General features: G+C 67.3%; 26 protein-coding genes. 7 read left to right on the top strand and 19 right to left on the bottom strand.

Annotated features, from left to right (window positions below; translation table 11 throughout):
• Positions 1–21: 21 nt before the first annotated feature.
• Both OTER_RS21300 and murI read right to left on the bottom strand, forming a co-directional pair.
• Positions 22–3,531 carry a GH36-type glycosyl hydrolase domain-containing protein gene (locus OTER_RS21300; protein ID WP_012377021.1) on the bottom strand — a complete coding sequence of 1,170 codons (3,510 nt, stop codon included), beginning with the start codon at positions 3,529–3,531 and terminating at the stop codon, positions 22–24.
• A 321-nt stretch (positions 3,532–3,852) separates the two neighbouring features.
• A complete protein-coding gene (gene murI, locus OTER_RS21295) occupies positions 3,853–4,710 on the bottom strand; it encodes a glutamate racemase (RefSeq protein ID WP_012377019.1) in 858 nt (285 codons plus the stop codon).
• 344 nt (positions 4,711–5,054) lie between these two features.
• Between murI and OTER_RS21290 the strand changes: the two genes are divergently transcribed.
• The 5 genes from OTER_RS21290 (at position 5,055) to OTER_RS21270 (ending at position 8,525) form a co-directional block, all read left to right on the top strand.
• On the top strand, positions 5,055–5,543 hold the full coding sequence (locus tag OTER_RS21290) for a YchJ family protein (RefSeq protein WP_012377017.1): 489 nt from the start codon (positions 5,055–5,057) through the stop codon (positions 5,541–5,543).
• Between the two features lie 307 nt (positions 5,544–5,850).
• On the top strand, positions 5,851–6,315 hold the full coding sequence (locus OTER_RS21285) for an urease accessory protein UreE (RefSeq protein ID WP_012377016.1): 465 nt from the start codon (positions 5,851–5,853) through the stop codon (positions 6,313–6,315).
• On the top strand, positions 6,287–7,030 hold the full coding sequence (locus tag OTER_RS21280) for an urease accessory protein UreF (protein WP_012377015.1): 744 nt from the start codon (positions 6,287–6,289) through the stop codon (positions 7,028–7,030). Before OTER_RS21285 ends, OTER_RS21280 begins: the two co-directional genes overlap by 29 nt.
• Before the next feature lie 27 nt (positions 7,031–7,057).
• On the top strand, positions 7,058–7,696 hold the full coding sequence (gene ureG, locus OTER_RS21275) for an urease accessory protein UreG (protein ID WP_012377014.1): 639 nt from the start codon (positions 7,058–7,060) through the stop codon (positions 7,694–7,696).
• Positions 7,697–7,706: 10 nt separating this feature from the next.
• Positions 7,707–8,525 (top strand): urease accessory protein UreD, encoded by an 819-nt coding sequence (locus tag OTER_RS21270; RefSeq protein WP_012377013.1) that lies wholly within the window; start codon positions 7,707–7,709, stop codon positions 8,523–8,525.
• A gap of 133 nt (positions 8,526–8,658) precedes the next feature.
• Here the strand turns inward: OTER_RS21270 and OTER_RS21265 are convergent, their stop codons facing one another.
• The 14 genes from OTER_RS21265 to rpiB all read right to left on the bottom strand — a co-directional run bounded on the left by OTER_RS21265 (position 8,659) and on the right by rpiB (position 21,130).
• Entirely contained in the window at positions 8,659–8,895 is a 237-nt protein-coding gene (locus OTER_RS21265; protein WP_012377012.1) for a hypothetical protein, read from the bottom strand.
• Between the two features lie 60 nt (positions 8,896–8,955).
• Positions 8,956–9,702, bottom strand: a complete 747-nt coding sequence (rph, locus tag OTER_RS21260; RefSeq protein ID WP_044892797.1) for a ribonuclease PH — start codon at positions 9,700–9,702, stop codon at positions 8,956–8,958.
• Between the two features lie 135 nt (positions 9,703–9,837).
• Entirely contained in the window at positions 9,838–10,857 is a 1,020-nt protein-coding gene (gene hprK / locus OTER_RS21255) for an HPr(Ser) kinase/phosphatase (RefSeq protein ID WP_012377010.1), read from the bottom strand.
• A 124-nt stretch (positions 10,858–10,981) separates the two neighbouring features.
• Complete coding sequence (gene lptB / locus OTER_RS21250) at positions 10,982–11,761, bottom strand: LPS export ABC transporter ATP-binding protein (RefSeq protein WP_012377009.1); 780 nt, start codon at positions 11,759–11,761, stop codon at positions 10,982–10,984.
• Positions 11,758–12,318 carry an LptA/OstA family protein gene (locus OTER_RS21245; protein WP_012377008.1) on the bottom strand — a complete coding sequence of 187 codons (561 nt, stop codon included), beginning with the start codon at positions 12,316–12,318 and terminating at the stop codon, positions 11,758–11,760. The genes lptB and OTER_RS21245 overlap by 4 nt, the downstream gene beginning before the upstream one ends.
• A complete protein-coding gene (locus OTER_RS21240) occupies positions 12,315–12,827 on the bottom strand; it encodes a hypothetical protein (RefSeq protein WP_012377007.1) in 513 nt (170 codons plus the stop codon). The genes OTER_RS21245 and OTER_RS21240 overlap by 4 nt, the downstream gene beginning before the upstream one ends.
• Positions 12,824–13,345 carry a KdsC family phosphatase gene (locus OTER_RS21235; protein ID WP_012377006.1) on the bottom strand — a complete coding sequence of 174 codons (522 nt, stop codon included), beginning with the start codon at positions 13,343–13,345 and terminating at the stop codon, positions 12,824–12,826. The genes OTER_RS21240 and OTER_RS21235 overlap by 4 nt, the downstream gene beginning before the upstream one ends.
• Before the next feature lie 66 nt (positions 13,346–13,411).
• Positions 13,412–15,496 (bottom strand): thiamine pyrophosphate-dependent enzyme, encoded by a 2,085-nt coding sequence (locus tag OTER_RS21230; RefSeq protein WP_012377005.1) that lies wholly within the window; start codon positions 15,494–15,496, stop codon positions 13,412–13,414.
• 122 nt (positions 15,497–15,618) lie between these two features.
• Positions 15,619–16,407: a hypothetical protein gene (locus OTER_RS21225; RefSeq protein WP_012377004.1), complete on the bottom strand. Its 789-nt coding sequence runs from the start codon at positions 16,405–16,407 to the stop codon at positions 15,619–15,621.
• Between the two features lie 10 nt (positions 16,408–16,417).
• Positions 16,418–17,641 carry a sigma-70 family RNA polymerase sigma factor gene (locus OTER_RS21220; protein WP_012377003.1) on the bottom strand — a complete coding sequence of 408 codons (1,224 nt, stop codon included), beginning with the start codon at positions 17,639–17,641 and terminating at the stop codon, positions 16,418–16,420.
• 278 nt (positions 17,642–17,919) lie between these two features.
• Positions 17,920–18,603 carry a metal-dependent hydrolase gene (locus tag OTER_RS21215; RefSeq protein ID WP_012377002.1) on the bottom strand — a complete coding sequence of 228 codons (684 nt, stop codon included), beginning with the start codon at positions 18,601–18,603 and terminating at the stop codon, positions 17,920–17,922.
• Between the two features lie 169 nt (positions 18,604–18,772).
• Positions 18,773–19,756: a potassium channel beta subunit family protein gene (locus OTER_RS21210; RefSeq protein ID WP_012377001.1), complete on the bottom strand. Its 984-nt coding sequence runs from the start codon at positions 19,754–19,756 to the stop codon at positions 18,773–18,775.
• A gap of 76 nt (positions 19,757–19,832) precedes the next feature.
• Positions 19,833–20,471: an alpha/beta hydrolase gene (locus tag OTER_RS21205; RefSeq protein WP_012377000.1), complete on the bottom strand. Its 639-nt coding sequence runs from the start codon at positions 20,469–20,471 to the stop codon at positions 19,833–19,835.
• 221 nt (positions 20,472–20,692) lie between these two features.
• Positions 20,693–21,130, bottom strand: coding sequence for a ribose 5-phosphate isomerase B (gene rpiB / locus OTER_RS21200; RefSeq protein ID WP_012376999.1), 438 nt, complete (start codon positions 21,128–21,130; stop codon positions 20,693–20,695).
• 98 nt (positions 21,131–21,228) lie between these two features.
• Between rpiB and OTER_RS21195 the strand changes: the two genes are divergently transcribed.
• A complete protein-coding gene (locus OTER_RS21195; RefSeq protein ID WP_012376998.1) occupies positions 21,229–21,648 on the top strand; it encodes a hypothetical protein in 420 nt (139 codons plus the stop codon).
• Positions 21,649–21,884: 236 nt separating this feature from the next.
• Here the strand turns inward: OTER_RS21195 and OTER_RS21190 are convergent, their stop codons facing one another.
• Both OTER_RS21190 and OTER_RS21185 read right to left on the bottom strand, forming a co-directional pair.
• Entirely contained in the window at positions 21,885–22,967 is a 1,083-nt protein-coding gene (locus OTER_RS21190; protein ID WP_202796007.1) for a sialidase family protein, read from the bottom strand.
• A gap of 97 nt (positions 22,968–23,064) precedes the next feature.
• Positions 23,065–23,769 (bottom strand): HAD family hydrolase, encoded by a 705-nt coding sequence (locus tag OTER_RS21185; protein ID WP_012376996.1) that lies wholly within the window; start codon positions 23,767–23,769, stop codon positions 23,065–23,067.
• Positions 23,770–23,876: 107 nt separating this feature from the next.
• Here OTER_RS21185 and OTER_RS21180 point away from each other — a divergent pair, with 107 nt between their 5' ends.
• On the top strand, positions 23,877–24,299 hold the full coding sequence (locus OTER_RS21180) for a YgdI/YgdR family lipoprotein (RefSeq protein WP_012376995.1): 423 nt from the start codon (positions 23,877–23,879) through the stop codon (positions 24,297–24,299).
• A 161-nt stretch (positions 24,300–24,460) separates the two neighbouring features.
• Here OTER_RS21180 and OTER_RS21175 read toward each other — a convergent pair whose 3' ends face one another.
• Positions 24,461–25,285 (bottom strand): DMT family transporter, encoded by an 825-nt coding sequence (locus tag OTER_RS21175; protein WP_012376994.1) that lies wholly within the window; start codon positions 25,283–25,285, stop codon positions 24,461–24,463.
• Positions 25,286–25,496: the final 211 nt, after the last annotated feature.

Here is a 25,496-nt window from a genome sequence, read left to right as displayed (position 1 = left end):
GGACGGGGAGAGCGGTCGCGACTAGAGTTCGATTTCGACTCGATTCAGCGGAGCGGTGAGCCGCGCCAACAGCAAGGCACGGTCGACGCGCAGACCGCCGTCACGGTAACGGTTCGTCTCCCGCCCGAGACTCGGGAGCGCGTCGCCGTTGAGGGAAATTCGTTTCGGCCCGAAGCCGCGGGCTCGGACGCGGTAGTGCAACTCCGCCGGCCGGTCCAGCACGCGCGCGTGTGCCACAAGACCATCGAGTTCGCGCGGCAGCACCGGATCGAACAGGAACGTGTCGAAGGATTCGCGGAGCCCGAGCAGGCACGTGCGCACCTTGTGGAGAAACAAGCCCGGCCCGCTGGAGTAGAGGCGCCAGCCGCCGCGCACCGCGACGCGTCCCTCGCGCAACTCCGTCCAGCGCGCGGCCGCCTCATAGCGGTCGGCGAAATCGGCGTCGGAGCTGGAGAAATAGACATTGCTCTGCCGCGGCGCGGCATGGGGAACCGACGCGGCGAGCGCGACCGGATTCACCACCTGCAAGGCCCACCAGAACCGCTCGGCTTCGCCGAGTTTGGCGAGCGCCTCGGCGTAGCGGAGATGAGCGTGCACATACTGGAGTCCGATTTCGCGGCCGACATTGGCCGCCGTGTCGGCGCGCTTGAACAGCGTCTCGCGTCCGCCGTGGTAGGTGGCCGGTTCACTCATCAGTCGCACGCCGTCGGGATAGCGAAGCTCCTTTTCGATGAGGCTCAGGTGTTGCGCTGCTTCCGCGGGCGTGAAGAGCTCGGCCAGGATCGAGCGCGTCATCGGCAGGAGCCGGTAACGGATGCCCGTGCGCTGGTCCTCCGGATGCAACAGCGGTCGCCCGCGGGCTCCCACCTCGGAGTCGGTGACGAGAAACCCGGCGACGATACCGGCGGGCATGAGATACCGGGAAAAGTCGGCCCTGATTCGCTCGAGCAGGGCCGCGAGTCGGGACGCGCGTGCGGCGTCGCCCACCCGCACGGCGACGCGGTGAAGCTGAAGCCACGTCTGGTAGGATAGCGCCACGGTCCACGCGCTGATCATTCGCGACCGCATCGCCGGATCAGCCGGCTGCAGGGTATCGTCCCAATCGCCATCGCCATAGTTGACGAGCGCCGTGCCCGCGACGAAGCGCGACTCCGCGTGCGCGATGACGCGATCGCAGTGAGCCCAGATCGTTTCGGGACGATCGGCGGGCGCGAAATCCTTCGGGCTCGTGTAATCGGCGTGCTCGTTGAGCACCGCGAGATCGTTGCTCGCCTCGACGTAGTCGCACAGCGCCTTGACCGGCCAGAAACAGACGTCGCCGTGGCTGTGCGCGTGCTGGATGAACTGGAACGGAGGAAACATGAACCACTGCGGCCACGTCCCGGTGAGATCCGCCTCGGCACCGGCGCCGAAATACTGTTGGCCAAACACCGTGATCAGCGTGCGTCGCGCGATCGCGAGCCGGCCGCTGGCGAGGAGCCATTCGATCGAACCCTGGCAGACGTCGCGCACGCCCCAGGCGGCGCCGCCGTATTGCTCCAACCCGCGCGGCGCGGAAAAATGGATCGACGCGTTCTGGTCGAACCAGGGCAGCACCTCGTTCATTCGCGCCACGCGGACGTCGCCGCCGTGGCTGAGTTTGAGGCCGAAAGCGTAGTCGTCCGAATGATCGCGTCGTCGCGCGAATTCCGCGCGAACACTGGCCACGAGCGCGGGCAGCGCGAGGCTGCCCTGCGTCGTGCCCGCTTGGATGATTCCGCAGCGGCTCACCGCCGGCGTGCGCAGCGCCACATAGGGGCTGTTGCGCGGCGTCGCATCGGCCCAGATCAGCTCGTCGCCGCCGAGCACGATGCCGCTCGCTGGCTCCGCGGCGGCGATGGCGAAGCAGGTGCCGGGGACCTGCTGGTACGCCAGGCTTGCGCTTGACGGGCGGCATTGGATCCAGCTCCCGGCGCGATGCAACACGACGTCTCCCGGGTGCTCGAATTCGTTCGCGCCGAGCGCGAGTTGGTGCGTGACGAGAAACTCGCGCGGACGGCCCTCGTGCACCTGCAGTTCGAGGAACACGGCCGGCGATTCGCGCGAGCACCACAGCCGCGCTTCGATGCGGTCCGACCCGAATTGGTAGATCCACCGCACCTCTTGCGGCGTCAGGGCGAAAACCGACGGGAGCCCGAGTTGCCGCCATCCGTCGGCGTGACGCACAAAAACGCGCTGGCCGGATCCGCGCACGAGTCCCAAGGCGTTGCGGACGACGGGCAGCAATCGCGTTAGGCTTGAGTTTCCGAGGTAGGTCTGGGCGGCGAAAATCCCCGCGGCGTAGGCGGTGACGCCAAACTGCTGCTCGTCGTTCCATGACGGATCACCGGACCGCAGCACATGGCCGTGCGGGCGTAGCACACCCGCTTCCTTCGTGCGCGTCACGACGTGGGTGTGTTCGCCGGAAAAAAACGACAGGATGCGCCCGTCCTGGTCCCTCTCGACGTGGCGATGCGATTCGGGAAACCACTTCGCCAGCTCGGAGCGGCCCGGCTCATCGCCGTGCCACCACGGGGCCGTGCAGAAAAGCGTGGGCACGGGGCGGGACACTTCCCGCGGACCTGCCGCCGTGGGCCGATCGGCGAATCCGGGCAGCGCTTCACGCAGCAACGTCACGTCTGCGGCGGTGGAGGCGGCCGGGTGATCCGCGACGAAGCGGGCCACAAAGACGATCTCCTGGGTCGCTCCGGCCGGCACGACCTCGCCCCGGCTTTGCAGGCCGGCGAGCGCGCCCTCGTATTGGAGCCGGCGTGACGGCAGCTGGGCCATGCGGAGCGCGGCCGGTTCACCCGTCAAGCGGTGGTCCGCGCCAAAGAACTGCCATCCATCGGTGCAGAACGCGCTTCCACCCTGCAGGCAGCCCAAAGCCAACCAGGGCTGACGCCCGCCCGATGCCGGCTGATTTTGCCGGGCGAGAACCACCCACCCCAGTTGTTCGTCGGCGATCGGCAGGAGGTCGATATACTGCGAGGTGTAAGCTTCGTTGTTGCGGACCGCAGCCTCGTCGGCGAGCCCGAGATCCTGCGCGTGAAGTGCGTCCAAGCGCAGCGCGTGCGGCGTCTGATTGCGCAGGCGGATCCGCCAGGCCCAGGCGGGCAGCGATGGATGCAGCGTCAGCCGCGTCTCACAGGCGAGGCCCGGCAGCGGTTCGGTCTGCCACACGGCCGTGGTGTCATCGAGTCGTGCGAAACTCACGCCGCTTCCGATCAAAGGAGCCCAGCAGGCGGGTTGGCGCGCCGCGCCGTCGCTCCGCGCGCTGCCGGTTTCGTCACCTGCGGCGCGCCACCGCAGGAGGAGCCGAGCCAGTCCGTCCTCCGCGGGTCCGGGCAGCAGTTGATTCAGCAGCAGCGTGTCGTGGCGGAACGCGAAGAGCGCCCCGCTCGGCAACACCTGCGCGATCAGCGGCGAGTGGGTGCGCAGCTCGACCAATCCGAATCCGCTGGCAGCCGCAGTGGCGAAACGGTCCGGGCGCTGAGCTGCGAGCGGCGGCATGGCGCGGGCAGGATGAGTCTCACGCCGGCACGTGGTGCGTCGCCGGTTTCGCCGGGAGCATAGTGCGTTGGTCGCTCCGCGGGAGCTCCGTCGACTGCACGGTTTCGATTTCGGGAGGGAACACGGGGAGCACTTTCCGAACATCGCGGCGTCCGCACGCCTCGGAGGTGGCCGTTACAGTCTGCAGCGGAGGGAGGGCCATGACGGAGCGTCGGGAAGGAAACAAACGGGGAGAAACGGCCGGCCCGTCGAGCATAACCAAGGCCTGGGGCTTCGCCACTGCGGGACGCGAAAACGTGTTCCGTGTCGACCGCGGGCACCTCATCCGCGCGCGCGCAGGTGTACGCGCTCGGCGTGCAGCGGGCGACCGAGCAGTTTTTCGCCGCGCTGGGCGAACCAGGCGGGATCATCGGTCGTCACAAACCGCCGGGTGCCATTCCGCGTCAACCGCGCCTCGTGATCACGATGGCGCTGCAGCCAGTCGGCGAGCCGCGTGGCGACGATTTCCCCTTGGTCGAGAATTTCGACCGAAGCGGGAACCAGCCGGCGGATCGCCGGCAGCAGCAGGGGATAGTGCGTGCAGCCGAGGAGCAATCGCTGCGGAAGCGGCGCGCGGTTCAGCACGGGTTCGAGAGAACGCCGGAGGAAATACTCGGCGCCGGGACCGTCCAATTCTCCGGCTTCCACCAGCGGTACCCACATCGGACAGGGCTGTTGGATCAAGGTGAGCCCGGGGGCGAGTTTCTGCAGCTCGATCGCGTAGGAGTCGGAGGCGATCGTGCTGGCGGTGCCGAGAACTGCCACGGTGCCTGTGGCGAGGGACGGCGCGGTTTCGCCGGGAATGGCGCCTGGCGGCAATCCGGCGAGCGCCTCGACCGAGGGACGGACCACGCCCAGGACGCGGCGGTCCGGGCGATGCGCTGGCAGGTGGAGTTGCTGGAGGTTGCGGAGTGCGCGCGCGGAGGCCGTGTTGCAGGCCAGCACGACCAGCGGGCAGCCTTGGTCGAACAGCCATTCCACTGCTTCGAGGGTGAACTCGTTGATCACGTCGGCGCTGCGCGCTCCATAGGGCGCGCGGGCGCTGTCGGCGAGAAACAGATAGTCGTAGCGCGGCAGCGTCTTCAGCAAGGACGCGAGTACCGTCAGGCCGCCGAAACCGGAATCGAACACGCCGATCATCGCCCCGAGGGGAACGCGCCGCCGTCGCGGACGCAAGCCGGCGCAGCGCGTCCCTGGATCCCCCGGCATGAACTCGTGCCCCCGTCCGCGCCAAGGGGGAACCATTTTCACGTATTACGTGAAAATTGCATCGGGCGTGGCCGGCGACAGCCTAAGGACGACGGTGACCACCGGGATGGATCAGGATCCGGCTAATTTCACGTAATACGTGAAATTAGCGATGGAGCGTGAACAGGGGGGCGCGGGCGGGTTGAGCAAGGGAGAGAGGAAGCGGGGGGGAGGGGAAGAAGAGCTGGGCGCTTCCGGTGTTGCAGAGTGGGGGCTGTCCTTCGATAAGCAGCGGCATGAGTGACTGTCCTTGTGGCTCCGGTCTGAGTTTCGAAGCGTGTTGCGGCCCGATCATCGCGGGCGCGCCGGCCCCGACGGCGGAAGCGTTGATGCGCTCGCGTTATACCGCTTACGCGCGGCACGCGTTCGAACACCTGGAGCGGTCGCTGTCCGCTGCGCAGCGGAAAGACTATTCCGCCGACGATGCGAAACGCTGGTCGGAGCAATCGGAGTGGTTGGGCCTGAGCATCCTGCACACCGAGAAAGGCGGGCCGGCGGACACCGAGGGGCTGGTCCGGTTCTCGGCGCGGTTCAAGTCCGACGGCCAGGAGCACGAGCATCTCGAGACGGCGCTCTTCAGCCGGGAGGGCGGCAACTGGGTTTATACCGGCCAGCAGCCGGAAGTCGGCCACACGGTGCGGCGGGAAACGCCGAAGATCGGTCGCAACGACCCGTGTCCCTGCGGCAGTGGCAAGAAATACAAGAAGTGCTGCGGCGCCGCGTGACCGGCGCGCACGGATGAGCGGATCAGGCATGCCGGCTGCTAAGGCATGCCGTCATGCTCTCAACGAAACTTGGCGACGGCGGATGTCATCTCTCGCGGAGACTTGCCCGAAGCAGTGACGCCGCGTCGACTCAAGCGGGACCGGTCGGCCCGCCGCTTGCCGATCGGCGCGACCGGCGGTCGCGCGTTACCATCGAGGCATCTTTCCGTTACTTCGTGGGGAGATTCGCTCCAGGGGACATTCCCTTTCGGAGACACGCCGGATTCGGGCACGAACGGACTGGCTGCGGCGGGCCGTTGGGAGGCCGATGCTCACCCTGATCCACGGTCCTGTGGCCGCGCCCGACGAGACGCTGCCCGAGATTGCCTTGCGCGCGGAGCGCGGCGCGGTCGTCAAACGAATCTGGCGCGGTCGCGCGGAGGACGGAGCGGAGTTTGGCTTTGAGCTGGCCGCGCCGCTCGCGGACGGCGCGACGGTGTTCCAGTCGGCAACCGCGCGGTATGTCTTGCGCCAGGATCCCGAGCCCGTGCTGGAAATCCCGCTCGACCTGCCGCCCTCGGCCGCGGCCGGCGTGGGATGGGCGATCGGCAATTTGCATCTGAGCCTCGCGGCCGAGCCGGAGCGCCTCCTCACCGCTGACGAACCGGCAACGCGAGCACTGCTGGAGCGCCTGCGAGTTCCGTTTCGCGCGACGTGTGCCGTGTTTCGGCCAGGGCGCTTTGCGCGTGGCCACCAATCCCCCCATGAGCTCGGTCCCAGCCATCGACACTGAGCCGCCGGCGAGCGATTACGCGGCGGCCCCGCTTGGCTGGCTGGGCGCGCTGCTGCAAACGGGCGATTCGTTTTATCCGACGGGCAGCTATGCGCACTCGTTCGGACTCGAAGGCCTGGTGCTGGCGGGCGTCGTCAAAGACCGGGCGACGCTGCGCGCGTTTCTTCTTCACGCGGTGTGGCCGGCGTTGCATCGGTCCGAGTTGCCCCTGGCCGCCCATGCGTGGGACGCATTGGGCGCGGAGAATTGGGAGCGCGTCGCACAACTTTCCGAGTTGTCGTCTGCGCTGAAGACGGCACGCGAAGCGAGAACGGCGGCCGAGGCGATCGGCCGGCAACGCGCGGAGTTGCTGGTCGCGTTGCACGCTGCGCCGCTGGCGCGCGAGTATCTGGCGCGAGCAGCCGCGGCACGATGGCCATGTTCGCCGGCGATCACGGCGGCGCTCGAGGCGCGCGTGTTGGGCGCGCCCTGTGAGGCGATGCTGATCGGCCTCGTCTATTCGGCGCTGGCCGCGGTGCTGTCGGCGGCGATGAAGCTGCTCCGGCTCGGCCAGAATGGCTGCCAGACGCTGCTCACGGACATGCTGCGCGAGGCGCCGGTGCGTGTGGCGGCGGCGCGCCGGATTCCGCTCGGCGAGATCGGCTGGTTCAACCCATGGCTCGATGTCGCGGCGGCGCGGCACGAGCGGGCGGAGACGCGGATGTTCATCAGCTGAACGGAACGAGTGAGATCTATGGGACCCATGAGAACAACAACGAGGCGCGCGCCGCGGGTGGGCATCGGCGGCCCGGTGGGATCGGGCAAAACGATGCTCTGCCTGAAGCTTTGCCAGCGGCTGCGCGAGCGGCTCTCGATGGCGGTCGTGACGAACGACATCTATTGCTCCGAGGATGCGCAGTTCCTGATCCGGCAGAGCGCGCTGCCCGCCGCGCGCATCGCCGGCGTGGAGACGGGCGGCTGCCCGCACACGGCGATTCGCGACGACACCACGATGAACGAGCAGGCGTGTCGCGCGCTCGAGGCGACGTTTCCCGAACTCGACCTGCTGCTGGTGGAGAGCGGCGGGGACAATCTCACGGCGACGTTTTCGCCGGAGCTGGTCGATGCGTTCATCTACGTGATCGACGTGGCGGAAGGGGACAAAATTCCGCGCAAAGGCGGGCCGGCAATCCGGTTCAGCGATCTGCTGATCATCAACAAAGTCGACCTGGCGCCGCTGGTCGGCGCGGATCTCGAGGTGATGGCGCGCGATGCCACGGCGCAGCGCGGCGGGCGGCCATTTCTCCTCTGCGACCTCAAGCGGGAGCACAATCTCGACGCGGTGATCGGCTGGCTCGAGCGCGAGGTGCTGTTCGCGCGCACGGCGGCGCCCGTGGGCTGAGTTCTGGCGCATGGACTTCGCCGGCCATCTTCATCTGCGCGCGGCGCCGCGCGCGTTCGGGCACACGGCGCTGACCTTGCAGTCGTTTCGCGCGCCGTTTCACCTGAGCAAACCATATTGGGACTACGACAGCCGCGTGCTGCTGGTACAGGTGGTGAATCCAACCGCCGGCATCCTCGCGGGCGACCGGATCGAATCCGAGATCACGGTGGACGCCGGAGCCGCGCTGCTCATCACCACGCCCAGTGCGAGCCGGGTCTTTCGGATGGACGCCGGCGTCGCGACCTGCCGGCAGCATTTCACGGTGGCGGCGGGCGCGTGGCTGGAGGTCATGCCGGGGCCGTTGGTGCCGCATCGAGGATCCGATTACCGGCAGAGCACGATCGTGGAGCTCACGCGGGGCGCGGGCGGATTTTTTGTCGATCAACTGATGCCCGGCCGTGCGGCGCATGGCGAGGCGTGGGCGTGGCGGCGGCTCTGCCTCGAGTTCGAGTGCCGGCTCGACGGACGGCTGCTGGTGCGCGAACGGGTTGACCAGAGCGGCGAGGAATTGCGCGCGCTCGCGGAGCTGGCCGGCAGCGGAGCAGCGGCGTGCTTCGCGAACGCCATTCTGATCCCGGGTGCGGAGGCCGACGAGGACTGGCGCGCGGCGGTGGAGGGGCTGCACCGCGACGGGGCCTGGGTCGGAGTCAGCGCGCTGCGCGAAGCCGGCTGGAGCATCAAAGTCATCGCGCCCGATGGCGCGTACTTGCGTGAGACGTTGCGAGCGATCCGCGCCGTGCTGGCGGAGGCGTTTCCGCGGATGCGATGCGATCCGCGGAGGCTTTGAACCGGACGCCCGCGATGGCTAGAGGCTGTCCGGAAACCCGGCACCTGGTAGGTCGAGGCGTCCCCGCCGAGCCCCGGCTCACCGAGGACGGTTCGCCCTACCTTTCGGCGGCTACAGTTCAGCGGAATCCGCCCTAGCGCGAATCGGTCCGCGGCCGCGGAGGCTTGGCGGAACGGCGGGCGAAATGCCAAGCCAGCCAAATCCCGCCGGCGATGACCAACAGGCAGCCGATCGTGGCGAGCGGGTGTGCGACGAGATGCGAGAAATCCCAGGTGATCTCGGGATCGTCGTGGCCGGGATGAGCGTGGGCGAGGGCAGGCAGCGCGGCGAGGAGCACGCCGCCGACGAACGGGCGCAGGGATGAGTGCATGCGCCGAGTTTCAGCAGGTCCCGGGCCAGCGTGAGGCGCCGCAGAGTGCGCGACCGCGGGCTACCGCGCGAGCAGGCACTTGGTCAGGAACGCGGTCTGCAGCGCGGCGATTTCCTTCAGGCCTTTTTGGGCGAGCGCAGTGAGGCTGAGCAGCTGCTCGTGGGTGAACGTCGCTTCCTCGCCCGAGCTCTGCATCTCCACAAACTGACCGCGGCCGGTCATCACGATGTTAGCGTCGACCTCCGCGTCCTTGTCCTCGACGTAGTTCAAATCGAGCAGCTCCTGTCCGCCGCAGACCCCGGCAGAAACGGCGGCGACGGAATCGAGCACGGGATTTTCCGCGAGCTTGCCGGCGTCGACGAGCCGCTGGACCGCGAGCCGGGTGGCGAGGTAGGCGCCGGTGATGGAAGCGGTGCGCGTGCCGCCGTCGGCCTGCAGCACGTCGCAGTCGATCCACAGCGTGTTTTCGCCGAGCTTCATCAGATCGACCACGGCGCGCAGCGAACGACCGATGAGCCGCTGGATTTCGACGGTGCGCCCGTCGAGCTTGCCCTTGCTGATGTCGCGCGGTTTGCGGTCGAGGGTCGAGTACGGGAGCATCGAATACTCGGCGGTGAGCCAGCCGCCCCGGACGCCCTGCTGACGCATCCACAGCGGGACCTTGGGCTCGATCATTGCGGCGCAGATCACGCGCGTGGAGCCGAAGGACACCAGCACCGAGCCGGTGGCGTAGGGCGCGATGTTCGCTTCGAACGTGATGGGGCGAAGCTGATCGGGATGGCGACCGTCGGAGCGCGGGGAAGGCATGGGGCCGACCGTAGCGGCGACACGGGCGAGGGCCATCCCGAAAATCGCGCGATAGTCCGGCGGTGGCACGGGCGTCTCGCCCGTGAGGTGGGGAGATGGGCGACACGGGCGGGACGCCCGTGCCACGTCCGCTGCTCAGGCGTCGGACTCGGGCTTGGACTCGGCGCGTTTTTTCGCCGCGACGGGTCGGATCATGGTCGATTCGTAGTTGCGCTCGGTGGCCATGAACGCGATCAGCCGGTCGTTGAAATCCTTCGCGGGATCGTGGCCCATTTTCTTCAGCGCCTGCGTGAGCGCGGCGACTTCGACCAGCCGTGCCATGTCGCGGCCGGGGCGGACGAAGAGCTCGATGTGCGGCACGCGCTGGCCGAGGATTTCGTAATAATTTTCCTCCAGCCCGGTGCGCTCCTCGACCGCCGCCGGCGTCCACTCCTGCAGCGAGATCACGAGGTCGATGCGCTTGTCGAGCCGGATGGATTTCACGCCGAACATTTCGGCGATGTTGATGATGCCGATGCCGCGACACTCCATGTAGCCGCGGTTGAGCGGTCGCGACGAGGCGATGAGCTCGCGCTCGTCGAGCAGCTTGATGACGGTGAGATCGTCCGCGACGAGCGAGTGTCCGCGTTCGATCAGCGCGAGCGCGCATTCGCTTTTGCCGACGCCGCTGCTGCCGCGCAGCATCACGCCGATGCCGCGCACATCGAGCGTGGTGGCGTGCTCGGTGCAGCCGGGCGCGAACTCGTTGTCGATGCACAGCGTCGCCAGGTTCACGAAGTTCATCGTGATCATCGGCGTGCGGATCAGCGGAAGTTTCATCTCCGTCGCCACCTTCAGCATGGTGGGAAACGGATGGAAATTGCGCGTGAGGATGATGCAGGGGATGTGCTGCTTCACCATCCCGCGGAAAATCTCGATCTGCTTCTCCGGCGTCAGCGTGCGCAGGAAGGTCATCTCGGCCGCGCCGAGCACCTGGATGCGCTTGTTCGCGAAGTAGCGGAAGAAACCGGTGAGCGCCAGCGACGGACGGTTGATGCTGCCCTCGCGGATGAGCCGGTGCAGCCCGGCTTCGCCCGTGATGAGCTCCATCTTCAGCTTCGTGCGGTAGGTATCGAAGAAGTGGGCGACGGTGATGCCGTGGATCGCTTTTTGCATGGGCCGGAACGGTTGAGAGTTGAGGGCTGAGAGTTGAGAGGGGCGAAACCGAGCCAGTGAGAACGGCGACCGTGAAAGAGATGCTGTCTCCCAACTCGCAGCCCTCAACTCTCAACGCACGTGCTCACAGATCGAAATCCTCGCCGAGGTAGAATTTCCGCGCCTGTTCGTCCTGGATCAGGAACTCGCCGGTGCCCTCGGCGAGCACGCGGCCCTTGTGGATCAGGTAGGCACGATCGACGACACGCAGCGTCTCGCGGACGTTGTGGTCGGTGATGACGATGCCGATGCCGCGCGATTTCAGCTGCAGCACGATGCGCTGGACCTCGGCGACGGAGATGGGATCGATCGCGGCGAACGGCTCGTCCATCAGCAGGAATTTCGGGCGCGTCACGAGGGCGCGGGCGATTTCGAGGCGGCGCCGCTCGCCGCCGGAGAGCGTGTAGGCTTTCTGTTTCGCGACGTGCGTGAGGTGGAGCTCCTCGATGTGGGCCTTGACGCGCGCAGCGCGCTCGCGTCGCGGCACGCCGATCGATTCGAGGATCGCCAGGATGTTTTGCTCGACGGTGAGCTTGCGAAAAACAGAAGGCTCCTGCGGCAGATAGCCGATCCCGTGGCGGGCGCGCTGGTGCATCCGCATTTTGGTGAGGTCGGCGCCGTCGAGACAGACGCGGCCATCGGTCGCGGCGATGAGCCCGACGATCATGTAGAAGGTCGTGGTCTTGCCGGCACCGTTGGGACCGAGCAGGCCGACGACCTCGCCGCCGCAGAAGCGCATGTTCACGCCGTCCACGACCCGGCGCTCGCCGTAGACCTTGACGAGCGCCTCGGTGCGGATCTCGGATCCGCTGAAGGCAGAGGGCGCGGGCGCGGCTGCGGTGACGGCAGCAGGAGAATCGCTCATGGCTTGGGCGTGGGCGCCGGCTCGTGGCCGGTGGCGGGCGGCGTGCTGTTGCGATCGAAACCGAGATCCCGAATGGGCGGGCCGGTGAGCCGCGGCTTCTCCACCTCGACGCGTTCCTGGCCACGGAGCATCGTGATCTTCTCACCGGCGCTGACGAAGTTGGTGGCGCGGTCGATCACCACAGGCTGGTCGGTGAGGATCAGCTTTTCCTCGCGTGGCAGGACCTCCGCACGGCCGCAGGTGGCGGTGCGCGAACCTTGCGTGATGGAAACGTTGCCGGTGGCGAGCAGGTAGCGGAATTTTTCCAGCGTCGGCACGGACGCTTTGTCGCCGCCGGTCAAGCGCGAGGCGGTCAGTTCGAGCCGGTCGCAGAGGATACGGAGGTTGGTGCCGGTGACGGTGACCTTGCCCGTGCAGATGGCCTTGGTTTCCTCGCCCTCGCTCCACATGTCCATGTGGTCGCAGGTGAGCGTGGTTTCCTGCGGCTCGAGCGCCGCGCGGGCCAAGGGGCCCGCGGTCGCGAGGCAGAGGAGCAGGAGGAGGAAGCGGGGTCTCATCGGAGCAGGTCTTTGATTTCGGCGCGGAAGACTACGCGAACGTCGCCGTCCAACGAGATCTTTTTGTCGGCATGCCAATAGGTCCAGCGGATGCCGGCGGCTTCGACGTCGTCGCGGATGTAGCGGACGCGTTTTTCGCCGTGCGCGATCTGTTCGTCCGGCTGGAAGGCGGCGAGCGGGCTGAGAATCACCGCGTCGACGCGAGTCGTGGCGTCGCCGCTGAAGAAGGTGAGGTTGAGATCGGCGACCTCGAATTGCCGCTCGCTGAGCGCGCGCGCTTCGCTGCCGCGCGCGGTGACTGAGCGGTAACCTTCCGGCGTGAAGAGCGGCAGCGCCCAGTTTTTCGCGGGGGCGTTGATCTGGGCGAAGGCCGGCAGCGCCAGAAGCGCGAAAACGCCGAGCGCGATGATTCCAACCAGCTTTCTTATGTAGCCGGCCTCGGTGAGGCCGGACCGGGGTCGGCGCCCCCGGCTACCGGGATCCGCACGGTTGATGGCAAACCGTTTCATCGGCGCGCGGTGAGGATCAACTCGCACACTTCACGCACGGCGCCCAGGCCGGCGGGACGCGTTGTGACGTAGTCGGCCGCGGTCAGCGCGGCGGGCATCGCGGCGGGCACGCTGACGCCGATGCCGGCCCAGCTCATGGCGGGAGCGTCGATGTGATCATCGCCCATGTAGACGCATTGGCCCGGTTGCAGGCCGAGCTTCGCGGCGAGTTCCTGCAGCGCCCGGAGCTTGTCGGTGCGGCCCTGGACGACGTGCGGGATTTTCAACTCGGCCGCGCGCACCGACGTGGCGGCCGAGGCGCGACCGCTGATCCACGCGGTGAGCACGCCGGCCTGGTCGAGCCGGCGCAGGCCCATGCCATCGAGGATCGAAAACGATTTCGCCTCACTGCCGTCGGACGAGATCTGCACCGTGCCATCGGTCAGCACGCCGTCGACGTCCATGGCGAAAAGGCGGACGGCGCGCCAAGCGGCGCGGGGAATTTTCGATTTCCGAATTTTGATTTTCGATTGGGCCATGCGCGATGGGGCTGGGAATGGATTGGGCCGGAAATCTAGATTCGAAAATCCAAAATCCAAAATTTCTCACCCCATCCAGGCGGTCACCTGCTCAATGACCGAGTCGAGCGTTGGGCGGAAGCGCTGTTCGAGTTCCGGCGCGAACGGCACCGGGATATCGAGCGAGCCGATCCGGAGCGGGGCGGCTTTGAGCGTGGCGAAGTTTTGCTCGGTGAGCCGGGCGACGAGCTCAGCGCCGAAGCCGTGCGTCCGCCGGCCCTCGTGCAGCACGACCAGCCGGCCGGTGCGCGCGACGGAGGCGTGGATCGCATCGAGCCGCAACGGCGAGAGACAGCGCAGATCGAACAGATCGAGCGTGTGCTCGTATTCCGCGGCGAGGTAATCGCACACCTCGGTCGCGAGGTGCACCATCTCGCCGTAGCTCACGACCGTGGCGTAGTCGCCGGTGCGGAGCTGTTTCGGCTGCCAGACATCGCGGTAGTTGGGGTTCCAGACGACCGCTTGCTTGAGCCGGCGGTAGAGGCCCTTGTGCTCGAAGAACAGCACGGGATTGGGATCCTCGTAGGCCGCGAGCATCGCGTCGAAGGCGTCCTGCGGATTGCTTGGGTAGAGCGCCTTGAGTCCGGGCATCGCGAGGAGGAACGACTCGAGCTCCTGCGAGTGGAACGAGCCGAGGGTCACGCCGCCGCCGCAGGGCAGCCGCAGCACGAGCGGGCAGGCGGCGCCGGAACGGAAATGCAGCGTGGCAGCGTTGAGCGTGATCTGCGTGATCGCCTCGGTGGCGAAGTCGGCGAACTGAAATTCCTCGACTGGCCGATGGCCGTTCAGCGCCATCCCGACCGCGTAGCCGGTGCACGCGCTCTCCGCGAGCGGCGTGTTGAACACGCGGCTGCGGCCGAATTCCTTGAGCAAGCCTTCCGTGACCTTGAACGCACCGCCGTAGGTACCGATGTCCTGGCCGAGCACGAACGCATCGGGCTGCTCGGCGAGAATTTTCCGCAGCGCGGCGGTGATGGCTTGGGCGAACGTGAGCGTGGTGCCGGACTCGACGTGCGCCACGGGCGGCTGCGAGGGCGCGGAAGGCGCGATGACGTGCAGCGTCGGCAGCGGCGGCACGGCCGGTTTCCACGGCAGCGGAGCGGCGCCAGGAGCGAACACGTCGGCCTGCAGGGCGGCGACATCAACCGCAGGCCGCTCGACGGCGAGCGAAACCTTGATGCACGCTTCGATGAAAGCAGACAGTTCCGCGTCGATGGCGTCGAGCCGCGCGCCGTGGCCGGCGGCGGCGAGCTGCTGACGGAATTTTGGCAGCGGATCGCGCGCAAAGAAGCCCTCGCTTTCGCCGGGCTTCAGGTAGTCGCACGTGTCGTAGGCCGCGTGACCGCGGAGCCGCAGCGTCTGGGCCTCGATGAGCATCGGTCGCGAGGTGGAGCGAACCTTTTCGATCGCAGCGGCGAGCGTGCGGGCCGTGGCGGCCACGTCCGTGGTTGCGTCGAGCGCGAGACCTTCAATCCCGTAGCCCGCGGCGCGTCGCCAAAGAGCGGTGCCCTCGCAGAACTGCTCCGACATGGGCGTCGAGTAGGCGTAGCAGTTGTTCTCGATCACGAACAGGATCGGGAGGTTCAGCAGCGAGGCGAGGTTGAGCGATTCGTGGACGTCGCCGGTGCTGGAGGAGCCGTCGCCGAAAAACGCGAAACCGACCGCGCGATGACCGCGCCGGCGTTGCGAATCGGTCATCCCGAGCACCGGGCCGAGCATCGCGCCGAGGTGGCTGATCATCGGCAGCGAGCGGTTCTTCGGATCGCCGCGGTGCACGTTCCCCTCGCGAGCCTTGGTCGGACTGCCGGCGTTGGCGAAGTATTGGTTGAGATGCTGGCAGAGGTGTCCGCTCCAGATCAGGTGTCCGCCGAGATCGCGGTGCGTGAAACAGGTGACGTCGATCGCCTTGTCGGCCAGCAGCGCGAGCGGGACGATCAGACCCTCGTTGCCCTGGCCGCCGGTGACGGTGCCCTTGATCAAGCCCTGGCGGAAGAGATCGAGGATGCGGTTGTCGCCGGTGCGCGCGAGCTGCATCCAGGCGTAGATTTGCAGCAGGGTTTCAGAGGAAGGGGACTCGAGTTCTACGGCGCGAAGATCGCGGGCCGCGAGCATCGGGGGAGGGTTGGGAAATGCCATGTCCAAGCCGAGACGCTGAGCAACCGGTCCGGCCCGGGCAAGCGAGAGATTTCGGGCCGGTCGGGCGCATCGCCGGGGCGGGCGACGCGGCCGTCGAACTAGGGAGGCGGAGCGGTCAACTCGCGCGCCATGCGTTCGATTGCGCTCGCAGGGACAACCAATCGCCAGCCGGAGGCGGAGCGGTGCAGCATGAGCGTCGCCAGGCTCAGCCGAGGATTGTCGGCCAGGGCGGGTGGTGGGCTGCTGCCCGAGACGTTCGGATCCGGCTTGGCCTGCGCACCTTCGGGATGGTGGAGCAACACGCCGATGGCCGCTCGATCGCTGTCCGGTTCGTGAGACCACACGATCTGAGCCTCGGCCAGCGGGATGTTCTTCATCGTGACGCTGGCGACGAGGGCTTCGGGCGTGGGATAGGTGCTGCGGACCGAAGCGGGCAATCGCGCCAGAAGATCCTGGGCTGGCGCGCGGGCGGATTCATCGAGTTCGAGCGTGGCTTCGAATGTCGCGAGGTCGCCGCCCGCGGCCGCCCACAACGCGGTCTCCACCGCTGCGTGCGGAGTGGCCCGGCCACGGTTGGCCCAGGCGCTGCACGGCGTCCATTCGCCTGGGGACAGCGGGGCGGGTAGCGCGGGCTGCTTCCGGGCGGCGATCTCGCCGCTCAGCTGCGTATGTTCCGCCAGCAGGCGTTGGAGTTCGTTATAGCGGGCGGGCGGGAGTTGCGCGGCGCGAAGCCGATTCCGCTCGGCCGCCAAACGTGAGTGTTCGCGTTGGTCAGAACGCGCCAATGCGAGTTCGGCGTCCAAGCGCATGGCGCGGGCGCGCAACAGGACCTGGCCGGTCGCGGCGCCGAGAACGATCACGAGGGAAAGAAGAATGCTGGTGCGCATGGGGTCTCGTCTAGAACCAGCTGAAGGGGAATTTCGGGTCGGGCATCGCGTCGCTGTCGACCACGATGTGCCGGACGCCGGCCTTCCGGGCCTCGTCGAGGGCGTAGATCATCTGGGGATATTGCACTCCGCGCGCGTGGATCAGCAGCTTGGATTCACCGTTGCTCGCGGCGAGATGAAGCGCGGTGAGATTGGACTCGAAGTGGTCGAGCGTGATGTGTTCGCCCTCCCAGGAGATCGTGCCCTGCGGCGTGATCGTGACGGCGTTGCTCGTCGTGACGAGCGGCGGCGGCGGAGGCAAGGCCGCCAGAGTGGCGCGCAGGTCGGGCAGCTCGGCGGCTGCCCGCTCGAGTTCACGGGCGTCGGCGAGCGTGCGGGCGAGTTGTGTGACCTCCGTGCGCAGCGCGGGCAGAGCCGAATTCGCGGCGGTGAGCTCGGCGAGTTCGGCGGCCGCTGCGTGATTGGTCCGGTGCTGCGGAATCAGCCCGAGCGCGCCCACCAGCGCGGCAGCGGTGGGAGGGATCAAGGTCGCGGCGAGCGAGGCGAAGCTGAAGGCGCTGGCGGCGCCGACCTGCGCCACGGCGACGCCGGCGACCTTGGCGGCGAGCCCGGCGGGCACGCTGGCGGCACCGGCTTGCGACAGCGCAGCGCCGAGGGCAACGCTGGTGGACGTGATGCCGCGGCGCGTCAGCACACCGTGCAGTTTTTCCAGAGCGCGGTCCACGCGCTTGCGGGCGGCTTCCTCGGTGACGCGCAGGACGGCGCCGACCTCGGCGAGCGTGTGTTTTTCGAAGAAGCGCAGGACGATCGCTTCCTGCTCATCGGGCTTCAGTTCGACGAGCGCATCGTCGAGCACCGAGCGGAGCCGGGCGAAATCGGCGTTGGGCGCATCGGGCGAATCGGTGAGGTGCATGGAGTGGGCGACCTGTTCGCGACGCTTGCGCCGCTGCTCGCGCCGGACGACCGCGGCGGCAGCTTTGCGCGTGCTGACGTAGAGCCAACCGGCGACCGTGGCGTGGCCGCACAATCCGGCGGCTTTGCGGGCGAGATCGGTGAACACGCTTTGCGTGACGTCCTCGGCCAGATGCGTGTCCTGGCCGAGCTGGCGCAGCGCGGTGGCGTAGACGAGTCCGATGTGGCGCTGGACGAGTTCCGTGAAGGCCTGTTCGGACCGATGTTCGACGTGGGAGCGAAGCAGGGCGTCGTCGTCGTTCATGGTGGGTTTCGTCTCCATGGCTGCCGCCGAATCAGAAAGCGGACAAAGAATCTGACGGCGACGAAATTGCGGAGGTGGGCGAGCGCGCGACTACGGCGAGACAGATGCTTGGGCGCAGCAAGCCTGCGCCCTACAAATCAGCCGAGCGCGTTGAGGACAACGCGCCCCACCAGCGGCTTGGTTAGCAAGAAACGCTCGGAAGGTGGAGTCGGACGGGGCCGGCCGAGATTTCCTTGGATGCTCGCTCAGCCTAACGGCCCGCGTGGCGGTCGGGCGCAACCTTTTTCAGCCGGCTGTCACACCTCGATCGTTTCGCCGGGGGACATCACGCGGACCGGATGACCCGTGCGGCGGGCCTCGGCGGCGAACCGGTGCGGATCGACGCGGATCTTTGGGTTGCTGTTGAAATGCATTGGAATCGCGAGCCGCGGCCGGAGCAGGTGCAGCGCTTCGACGGCGTCGGCCGGGCCCATCGTGTAGAAATCGCCGATCGGCAGGAGTGCGACGTCGATCCCGTGACGGCCGATCAGCCGCATGTCGCCGAAGAGCGCGGTGTCGCCCGCGTGGTACAGCGACTGGCCGTCGGCGCGGACCACGAAGCCGCTCGGCGGGCCCATCGAGAGGGTTTTCCCGTCGCCGAGTTCGAGCGCGGAGCCGTGGATCGCGGGCGTCATGTCGATCCGTCCCCACGGAAGCGTGACGCCGCCGCCGGGCATCAGATCGATGGTTTCGGCGCCTTGCGCCGCGAAGTGCTCGGCGAGTTCGTAGGGCGCGACGATCTTGGCGTGATGCAGCCGCGCCAGCTCCAGCGCGTCGCCAACGTGGTCGGAGTGAGCGTGCGAGCAAAAAACCAGATCGCACGGCACGGATTTTGGGTCGACGGAACCGTGTGGATTTTCGCGCAGGTAAGGATCGAACAGCAGCCGGGTGCGGGCGAGTTCGAGCAGAAAAGCCGAGTGTCCGAAATAGGTCAGGCGCATGGCGCGGAAGCGAAAGCGGTTGCCTTGAGGCCCTAAGCCGGAAACGGCGCAGGCTCAAGCGGGGAAGGGGAGGGCGGAGATCGGGACACGGTGCGGCCGAGGGCGGCCGCGCTCCCACGCAAGCGCAGGCGGCACGCGAACCGAAACGCTCGCGCGCGTTCCGCTACGATCAGGTCGCGACGGGTTTCGCGATTGCGTTGAGCTGGCGCATCACCGCGGGCGTGAGCTGGTCGACGACGGCGAGCGCCCCGAGGTTTTCCTGCAGTTGTTCGACCCGCGAGGCGCCCAGGATGACCGAGCTCACGTGCGGATTCTTGAGGCACCACGCAATGGCGAGCTTCGGCAGCGAGGTGCCGAGGCCGTCGGCGATCGCGGCGAGCCGCGGCACGGCGGCGATCTTTGCTTTCGCGGCGGGATCGTTGAGGATCATGTCACGCAACCACTCCATGCCAGGCGCATCGAGCCGGCTGTTCTTGGGGACACCGGAAGTGTACTTGCCCGTGAGAATGCCGGAGGCGAGCGGCGACCAGATCGTGGTGCCGAGTCCGGGCGATTTATAGAGCGGGCCGTATTCCTTTTCCACGCGGGCGCGGTGAAACAGGTTGTATTGCGGCTGCTCGACGACCGGCGCGTGCAGGTCGTGCGCGGCGCAGACGCGGTGCGCTTCGCGGAGCTCGGTGGCGCTCCATTCACTCGTGCCCCAGTAAAGGACTTTGCCCTGCACGATCAGATCGTGCATCGCCCGCGCCGTTTCGTAGATCGGCACGCTTGGGTCCGGGCGGTGACAGTAATAAAGATCGAGGTAGTCGACCTGCAGCCGGCGCAGCGCGTCGTGACACGCGTCGACGACGTGCTTACGCGACAGTCCGGATTGGTTGGGTTTGTCGTCCTCCCAACCGAAGTACACCTTGCTGGAAACGAGATAGCTGCTGCGTCGCCAGCCGCTCTTCTTGAGGATCGTGCCCATGACGAGTTCGGCCTGGCCGTCGGCGTAGGCTTCGGCGTTGTCGAAAAAGTTCACGCCGGCATCGTAGGCGGTATGAAGTAGCTTGGTGGCGACGGCGTCGCCGATCTGCTTGCCGAAGGTGACCCACGCGCCGAAGGACAGCGCGGAGATTTTGAGGCCGGAAGGGCCGAGTTGCCGATAGTGCATGGGGAAGAGGAGCTGAGAGCTGAGAGTCCAGAGCTGAGAGCGCAGAGTCCAGAGCTGAGAGTCTAGAGCTAAGAGATTAAGTTGTGCCGGCGGGCGCGAGGTTGCGAACAAACCAGCCGTGGGCGGCACTGACGTCGGCTGGGGTGAGCCCGTGATCGGCTGGCTGGGAGTGCAGCGTGACATCCGCGCCGCCGGCGCGAAGGTGCGCGGCGAGCCGCAGCGGGTGGTCATTGGGCACGAGCGGATCGTCAGTGCCGCTGGCGATGAAAACCGATTTGCCGTCGAGCGATCCGGGCGCCGCCGGCACGTCGAGCACGACCATGGGGCGGAACAGCACGGCGGCGCCGAGCACGACGGGGCGCAGTTGCAGCAGCGTCGCGGCGACATTTGCGCCGTTGGAGTAGCCGACCGCGACCAGCCGCGCAGGATCGAAGTGATACTCGCGCGCCGCGGCGGCGAGGAAGTCAGCCAGCTCGTGCGTGCGCCGGGCCACCTCTTCGGAATCGAACACGCCCTCGGCGAGCCGAGCGAAAAAGCGCGCCGCGCCGCGTTCGCTCACCTGGCCGCGGGGCGCCAGCAGTGCGGACCCCGGCGAGAGCACGTGGCCGAGCGAGAGCAAATCACGCTCGGTCCCGCCAGTGGCATGCAGCAGGAGCAACGGCGGCGCGGACGGATTCTGGCCGGGCTCGAAGACGTGCTTGAAGGAAAGGGGCATGCGCGAACATGGGCGAAGCGGCGCTCGCCGCAAGCGGGCCGGAACGACGATTGCTGCAGCCAAAAAAGGACGGAGCGGGCGGGGCGTCCGCGCTCCCACGCACGCGTCGACGACGCGGAGAAATGGGGCGGAAGCTTGGGGCCGAGGGCCCCGACGCGTCGGGGTAAACTGGCCGCGCTCCCAGGCGGCGGCGCGGTTTGACGAAACGCGGAAGCGTTCCGCTACCGGTCGATCTTCGCGATCCGCGCGGCGTGACGGCCGCCTTCGAACTCGGTCGCCAACCAGACGCGGGCGATTTGAATCGCCTCGGCCTCGCTGATCGTGCGCTGGCCGATGGAGAGGACGTTCCCGTCGTTGTGCGAGCGGTTCCATTTCGCGACCTGCTCGTTCCAGCAGAGCCCGCAGCGCACGCCGCGAACGCGGTTGGCGACGATCGCCTCGCCGTTGCCCGAGCCGCCGAGCACGATGCCGCGCTCGAACTCGCCGCGCGCCACCGCCTCCGCGACGGGCCGGATGAAATCCGGATAGTCGCACGCGGCATCCGAATACGTGCCGAAGTCGCGGACCTTGTGTCCGTCCGCGGTCAAAGCCGCTCTGAGGGCTTCCTTGTAGGCGAAGCCGGCGTGATCCGAGCCGATGGCGATCGTGAAAGTTTTCATGCGACAGAACGAGTTGACCCCTCGGCCGGGTGAACCGGCCGTCGGGAAAGGTGTCCTTATTTGCGCCGCGGCTGTCGCCAGCAAACAAAATTCCTCTCATGAAAAACTTCGGTTGGCTCTTCCTCGCGTCCTTGCTGTTGTTCGGCGCCGGTTGCGCGACACCCGATTCGCGGATCCAGAAGCAACAGGCGGCCTTCGACAGCTGGCCCGCCGACGTGCAGCAGAAGGTCCGCGCGGGCAAGGTCGACGTCGGGTTCACGCCCGACATGGTGCGGGTCGCGCTCGGCGAACCGGACCGCGTCATGTCGCGCACGACCGACCGCGGACAGGCGGAGGGCTGGGTCTACATGGACAAGGGGCCAAAGTTTTCCTTCGGGCTCGGGATGGGCACGATGCGTGGCTCGAGCGCATACGCCGGGGGCGTGACGCTCGGCGACGACTGGCGCGACGAGGAAGTGCTGCGGGTGATCTTCGAAGGCGGCAAGGTCAGCGCGATCGAGACGCGGAAGAGCAAATAGAGTTGAAGTTGAAAGTTGAAGCTTAAGGCGAGGACGTGGCCGCGCAGCGCCCTCAGATGGGAGACGTGTTGCTCTCGGCCGGCCGGTCCTTCGTGTGATTGTGCGGCCTGGGAAAAATGTGGGATCACACGCGGCGGCAGAAGCGGAACGAGGGCGCGAGAGAGACGGGTTCGATGTAGCCGGGCTCGGTGAGCCCGGCGGCCGGGGTCAGCGACCCCGGCTACAATGACGGCGCTTCAACGCGGGCTATTTTCGAGCGCGGCGAGGGGAGCGCGCGTCAGCTCCACGTCCTCCTTGTTCGTCGTGTAGACGACGTAAAGGTAGCCATTCGCGACGAAGCTTTTGGGATAGTGGTAGCCGGGCCGTTTGAATTTCCCCGGATAGCGCAACGGCTGGAGGTCGCGCGCGCTGCGGAGCAGGAAGCTGCGGTCAAAGAGCCGGCCATCGTGGCTCACCGTGGCGGCGAGCGGAATGCGCTCGCGGCCGGCGTGCGGCGCATTGACGAGAAAAACGGTGCCGTCGGGAAGATTGCCAGCGCTCTGTTTGGCACGGGAGTCGGGCATGTTGGTGACGGCGGGAAGTGACCACGTTTCGCCGCGATCGCGGCTTACCGAGGCGAGTTGCCGAAAAGTCGACGCTTGGTCGCGGAAAACCATCACGAGCTCGGCGCCGCGTTGAAAAAGGCTCGGCTCGAGCTCGCGGCTCGTCGCGCCATCGCGCGGCAGGTGCGGCATCGAACCGCGCACCCAGCTGCGGAGGCCGAGTGGATCGTCGGTGTAGTGCGGCTGCGCGGTCAGACCCGGTGCGACGTGGAAAGCGGTGTGAAGCCGGCCGTCGTAGGCGTGCGGGTCTTGTTCGATGATGCCTTCGAGCGGTTGACCGTCGTGCGCGAGCAGGCGGTGCGGGGCGCTCCACGTTTCGCCGTCGGTGGAGAGTCGGTAAACGGCGTGGCCCCCGGTACGCGACTGGAAGCCCGTGGGCCATACGTTGACGAATGCGACGAGCGTGGTGCCGTCCGTCCACCAGCCGCCGCTCGAGTGCATCGTCACGCCGGAGTTCGGCGGGCTGAGCGGACGCGGCGCGGTCCAGCGCTCGCCGTCCGTGCTGGAGCTGTAGGCGACCCACGTGTCGGGCGAATCCTCGTCCTGCCGTGAACTCTGCCACTGCACGTAGAGTCGTTCCTTGAATGCGATCAGCACCGCGCCGTTGCTGTAGTGATCCGTATTCTCGTCCGGGCGGAAGACGGTGAACGTGCGCGCCCCGGGGATCGGTTGCAGGCCCAGGTCGGCGGAGTTCGGCGCGAAAAGATCCGCGGCCACGGCGTAGGGCGACTCATCAGCGGCGCGGAGCTGAACCGCGCAACTAAAACCCAGTGCGAACAAAGCGATGGCGCAGCGTCGCATCGTGAAATGCCGGTCAGGTGGAGCGTGCGCCGGCGGGGACGCCATCGATGACCGCGAGCACCGCGGCGGTGTCGGCCAAGGTGGGGAACACGGCGGTGGGCGAGAAGGCGCGAAGTTGCTCGACCGTGTAGCGACCCGTCGCGACGCCGATCGTTCGCGCGCCGAAGGCCTTGCCGCAGGTGATGTCATGGGGCGTGTCGCCGATCACGAACACGCGCTCCGCGGTGAACTCAACCGAGTGGTGCGCGCAGGCGCGGCGCAGCGCGTGCGGCCCGAGTTCGTCGCGGTTTTCGCCGTCGTCGCCGAAGGCGCCGAAGGCGAAGTGGCCCCAGAGTTTGTGATGCGATAGCTTGATCTCGGCGCCGCGCCGCAGGTTGCCGGTGAGCAGGCCTTGGGCGATGTCCTTGCGCAAGGCGAGTGCGCCGAGCAGTTCGCGGACGCCGGGCAGCGTGTGCGCGTGAGGGTTCGCGAGCTCCCGCGGCAGCGCGCGCAAGTAGCCGTCGAGATAACGGCTCACGTTTTCCGGCGTGTCGGGCACGGCGAATTTCGCCAGCACGCGGCGCGCGATCCACGGATCGGTGCGGCCGGCGACCTCGATGTCCTCAAGCGTGCCGAGGATGCCGAACTCGCGTTCGAGCGCGAGGACGAGCGCGCGTTCGCCGGCGCCGCCAGAGAGAATGAGCGTGCCGTCAATATCCCAGAGCAGGAGAGTCTTCATCGCGCGTAACCGCTATGAACGTCCGGCGTCACGTGCGCGGGCAAGCCTCTTCGGCAGTTGCCGGAAGCGACGGCGGCGCTACTTTTCCACCACAAGACTCTCGATTCATGAAAACCTTGTTCACTCTTTTTGCCCTGGTCGGCGGCCTGATGGTGCTGGCCGGATGCTCGACTCCGGAGACGCGGATCGCGAAGCAGCCCGAGCTCTTCAACCGACTGACGCCAGAGCAGCAACAACTCATTCGCGAAGGTCGCGTCGGACTTGGATTCGACCAGGAGATGGTGAAACTCGCGCTGGGAGATCCGGATCGCATCCGGGAGCGGATCGACGCCAGCGGCCGCAGCGAGGTCTGGTCTTACATCACTTACGAGAGCAACGACGGCATGCTGCTTTATCGCGGCTGGTATCATCGCGGTTGGGGTAGCCCGTTTTATCCCTACTACCTGACGGTGCCGGGTCGCCGGGAGCGCTCGCACGACGAGGTGGTCTTCCGCGATGGCAAGGTCGTCTCGGTCGAGCAGGAGCGGTAGGCGTTTTAGCTGACCGTAACCTTTTCACCATCCTGGTAGGGCGAACCGTCCCGGTGAGCCGCGGCTCTCCATACAGCCGCAGACCGGCTTTTCGAAACGGCTCGGCGGGGACGCTTCGCCCTACCTGTGCTGGGCAGATCAGCGAAGTTCGGGGTGCCGTGTCACCGCCGCAGTGAGGTGTAGGTGGTGCCGCCGAGGATCAGCGCGGCGCCCAGCAGTTCGTGCCGCGTGAAATGTTCGCCGAACAAGGCGAAGCCGCCAAGGGCGATGCCGACGGGCACGATCATTTGCAGCAACGAACCTTCGGCGACGGGCAACTCGCGGAACGCACGGGTCATCGCGAGCTGACCCGCGCCGGCGCAGATCCCGGCGCCAAGCATCACCGCCCATGCCAGCGGCGCGATCGGCTCCGGGTGGAGCGCGGCGGGCACCGAGCACACGAGGAGCCCGTAAACGCATTGGGCGGCGAAGATGGTCGAAGTGTGCTCGGATGCGTGAAGCTGACGGATCGTCACGACGATGTAGGCCGACAGGAACGCGCCGCCAATCGCGAGCAGGTCGTAGATGCTGGTAACCGCGCCGGCGGCGAAGGGGTTCGTGAGCAGCGCAAGTCCGCCGAGTGCCATCGTGCTGCCGGTGGCGCGAGCAGCGGTGAAGCGTTCGCCCAGCATCCAGACGGCGAGCAAGGCGCCGAAGATCACGTAGGTATTGTTGATGAACGTTGCCCGACCGGGCCCGATGTGGATCACCGTCAGGTAATAGGCGTAGACGCCGATGCCGCCGGCGAGTCCGCGACTGATGAGCTGACGATTCTGGTAAAGGTGGCGCGGCTGGAATTCCTGTCGGTAGAGGGCGAGGATCATCACGAGGCCCACGACGAAGCGCGTGCAGCTGATCAGCCAGACGTTGACGGTGGCGAATTCGCCGAGGGCGCGGATGAGCAGGACGTTCGCGGTGAAGCAAACGGTCGAGAGCAGCATCAGCATGACGCCGCGTGCGTGGTGGGAGGATTCCGGCACGCCACCAGCGCGGCGGAACGCGGGCGACGCGTCAATGCCGGCGGAGCGCGGGAGCGATCAGCGGTGCGCGGAAACGGCGAAGTGGTGTCGCGTGCTCGCAGGCGGCCGAGGGCGACCGCGCTCCCACGCAAGCGTGGACGCAGCACGGCGCGCTCCGGCGGACGCGACGCGGGACGGC

The sequence above is a fragment of the Opitutus terrae PB90-1 genome, from assembly GCF_000019965.1.
Taxonomy (GTDB): Bacteria; Verrucomicrobiota; Verrucomicrobiia; order Opitutales; family Opitutaceae; genus Opitutus; species Opitutus terrae.
Note: the sequence above shows the minus strand (reverse complement) of the source record. Positions and strands in the feature narration are given on the sequence as shown.

Coding starts and splice junctions, on each gene's coding strand:
- OTER_RS21210 (WP_012377001.1), bottom strand. CDS start 19,756: ATGCACTATCGGCAACTCGGCCCTTCCGGCCTCAAAATCTCCGCGCTG.
- OTER_RS21235 (WP_012377006.1), bottom strand. CDS start 13,345: ATGGCCCAATCGAAAATCAAAATTCGGAAATCGAAAATTCCCCGCGCC.
- OTER_RS21175 (WP_012376994.1), bottom strand. CDS start 25,285: ATGCTGATGCTGCTCTCGACCGTTTGCTTCACCGCGAACGTCCTGCTC.
- OTER_RS21285 (WP_012377016.1), top strand. CDS start 5,851: ATGCTCACCCTGATCCACGGTCCTGTGGCCGCGCCCGACGAGACGCTG.
- OTER_RS21225 (WP_012377004.1), bottom strand. CDS start 16,407: ATGCGCACCAGCATTCTTCTTTCCCTCGTGATCGTTCTCGGCGCCGCG.
- OTER_RS21280 (WP_012377015.1), top strand. CDS start 6,287: ATGAGCTCGGTCCCAGCCATCGACACTGAGCCGCCGGCGAGCGATTAC.
- OTER_RS21240 (WP_012377007.1), bottom strand. CDS start 12,827: ATGAAACGGTTTGCCATCAACCGTGCGGATCCCGGTAGCCGGGGGCGC.
- rph (WP_044892797.1), bottom strand. CDS start 9,702: ATGCCTTCCCCGCGCTCCGACGGTCGCCATCCCGATCAGCTTCGCCCC.
- rpiB (WP_012376999.1), bottom strand. CDS start 21,130: ATGAAAACTTTCACGATCGCCATCGGCTCGGATCACGCCGGCTTCGCC.
- OTER_RS21230 (WP_012377005.1), bottom strand. CDS start 15,496: ATGCTCGCGGCCCGCGATCTTCGCGCCGTAGAACTCGAGTCCCCTTCC.
- OTER_RS21195 (WP_012376998.1), top strand. CDS start 21,229: ATGAAAAACTTCGGTTGGCTCTTCCTCGCGTCCTTGCTGTTGTTCGGC.
- murI (WP_012377019.1), bottom strand. CDS start 4,710: ATGATCGGCGTGTTCGATTCCGGTTTCGGCGGCCTGACGGTACTCGCG.
- OTER_RS21270 (WP_012377013.1), top strand. CDS start 7,707: ATGGACTTCGCCGGCCATCTTCATCTGCGCGCGGCGCCGCGCGCGTTC.
- OTER_RS21245 (WP_012377008.1), bottom strand. CDS start 12,318: ATGAGACCCCGCTTCCTCCTCCTGCTCCTCTGCCTCGCGACCGCGGGC.
- OTER_RS21300 (WP_012377021.1), bottom strand. CDS start 3,531: ATGCCGCCGCTCGCAGCTCAGCGCCCGGACCGTTTCGCCACTGCGGCT.
- ureG (WP_012377014.1), top strand. CDS start 7,058: ATGAGAACAACAACGAGGCGCGCGCCGCGGGTGGGCATCGGCGGCCCG.
- OTER_RS21265 (WP_012377012.1), bottom strand. CDS start 8,895: ATGCACTCATCCCTGCGCCCGTTCGTCGGCGGCGTGCTCCTCGCCGCG.
- OTER_RS21205 (WP_012377000.1), bottom strand. CDS start 20,471: ATGCCCCTTTCCTTCAAGCACGTCTTCGAGCCCGGCCAGAATCCGTCC.
- OTER_RS21185 (WP_012376996.1), bottom strand. CDS start 23,769: ATGAAGACTCTCCTGCTCTGGGATATTGACGGCACGCTCATTCTCTCT.
- OTER_RS21215 (WP_012377002.1), bottom strand. CDS start 18,603: ATGCGCCTGACCTATTTCGGACACTCGGCTTTTCTGCTCGAACTCGCC.
- lptB (WP_012377009.1), bottom strand. CDS start 11,761: ATGAGCGATTCTCCTGCTGCCGTCACCGCAGCCGCGCCCGCGCCCTCT.
- OTER_RS21220 (WP_012377003.1), bottom strand. CDS start 17,641: ATGGAGACGAAACCCACCATGAACGACGACGACGCCCTGCTTCGCTCC.
- OTER_RS21180 (WP_012376995.1), top strand. CDS start 23,877: ATGAAAACCTTGTTCACTCTTTTTGCCCTGGTCGGCGGCCTGATGGTG.
- OTER_RS21290 (WP_012377017.1), top strand. CDS start 5,055: ATGAGTGACTGTCCTTGTGGCTCCGGTCTGAGTTTCGAAGCGTGTTGC.
- hprK (WP_012377010.1), bottom strand. CDS start 10,857: ATGCAAAAAGCGATCCACGGCATCACCGTCGCCCACTTCTTCGATACC.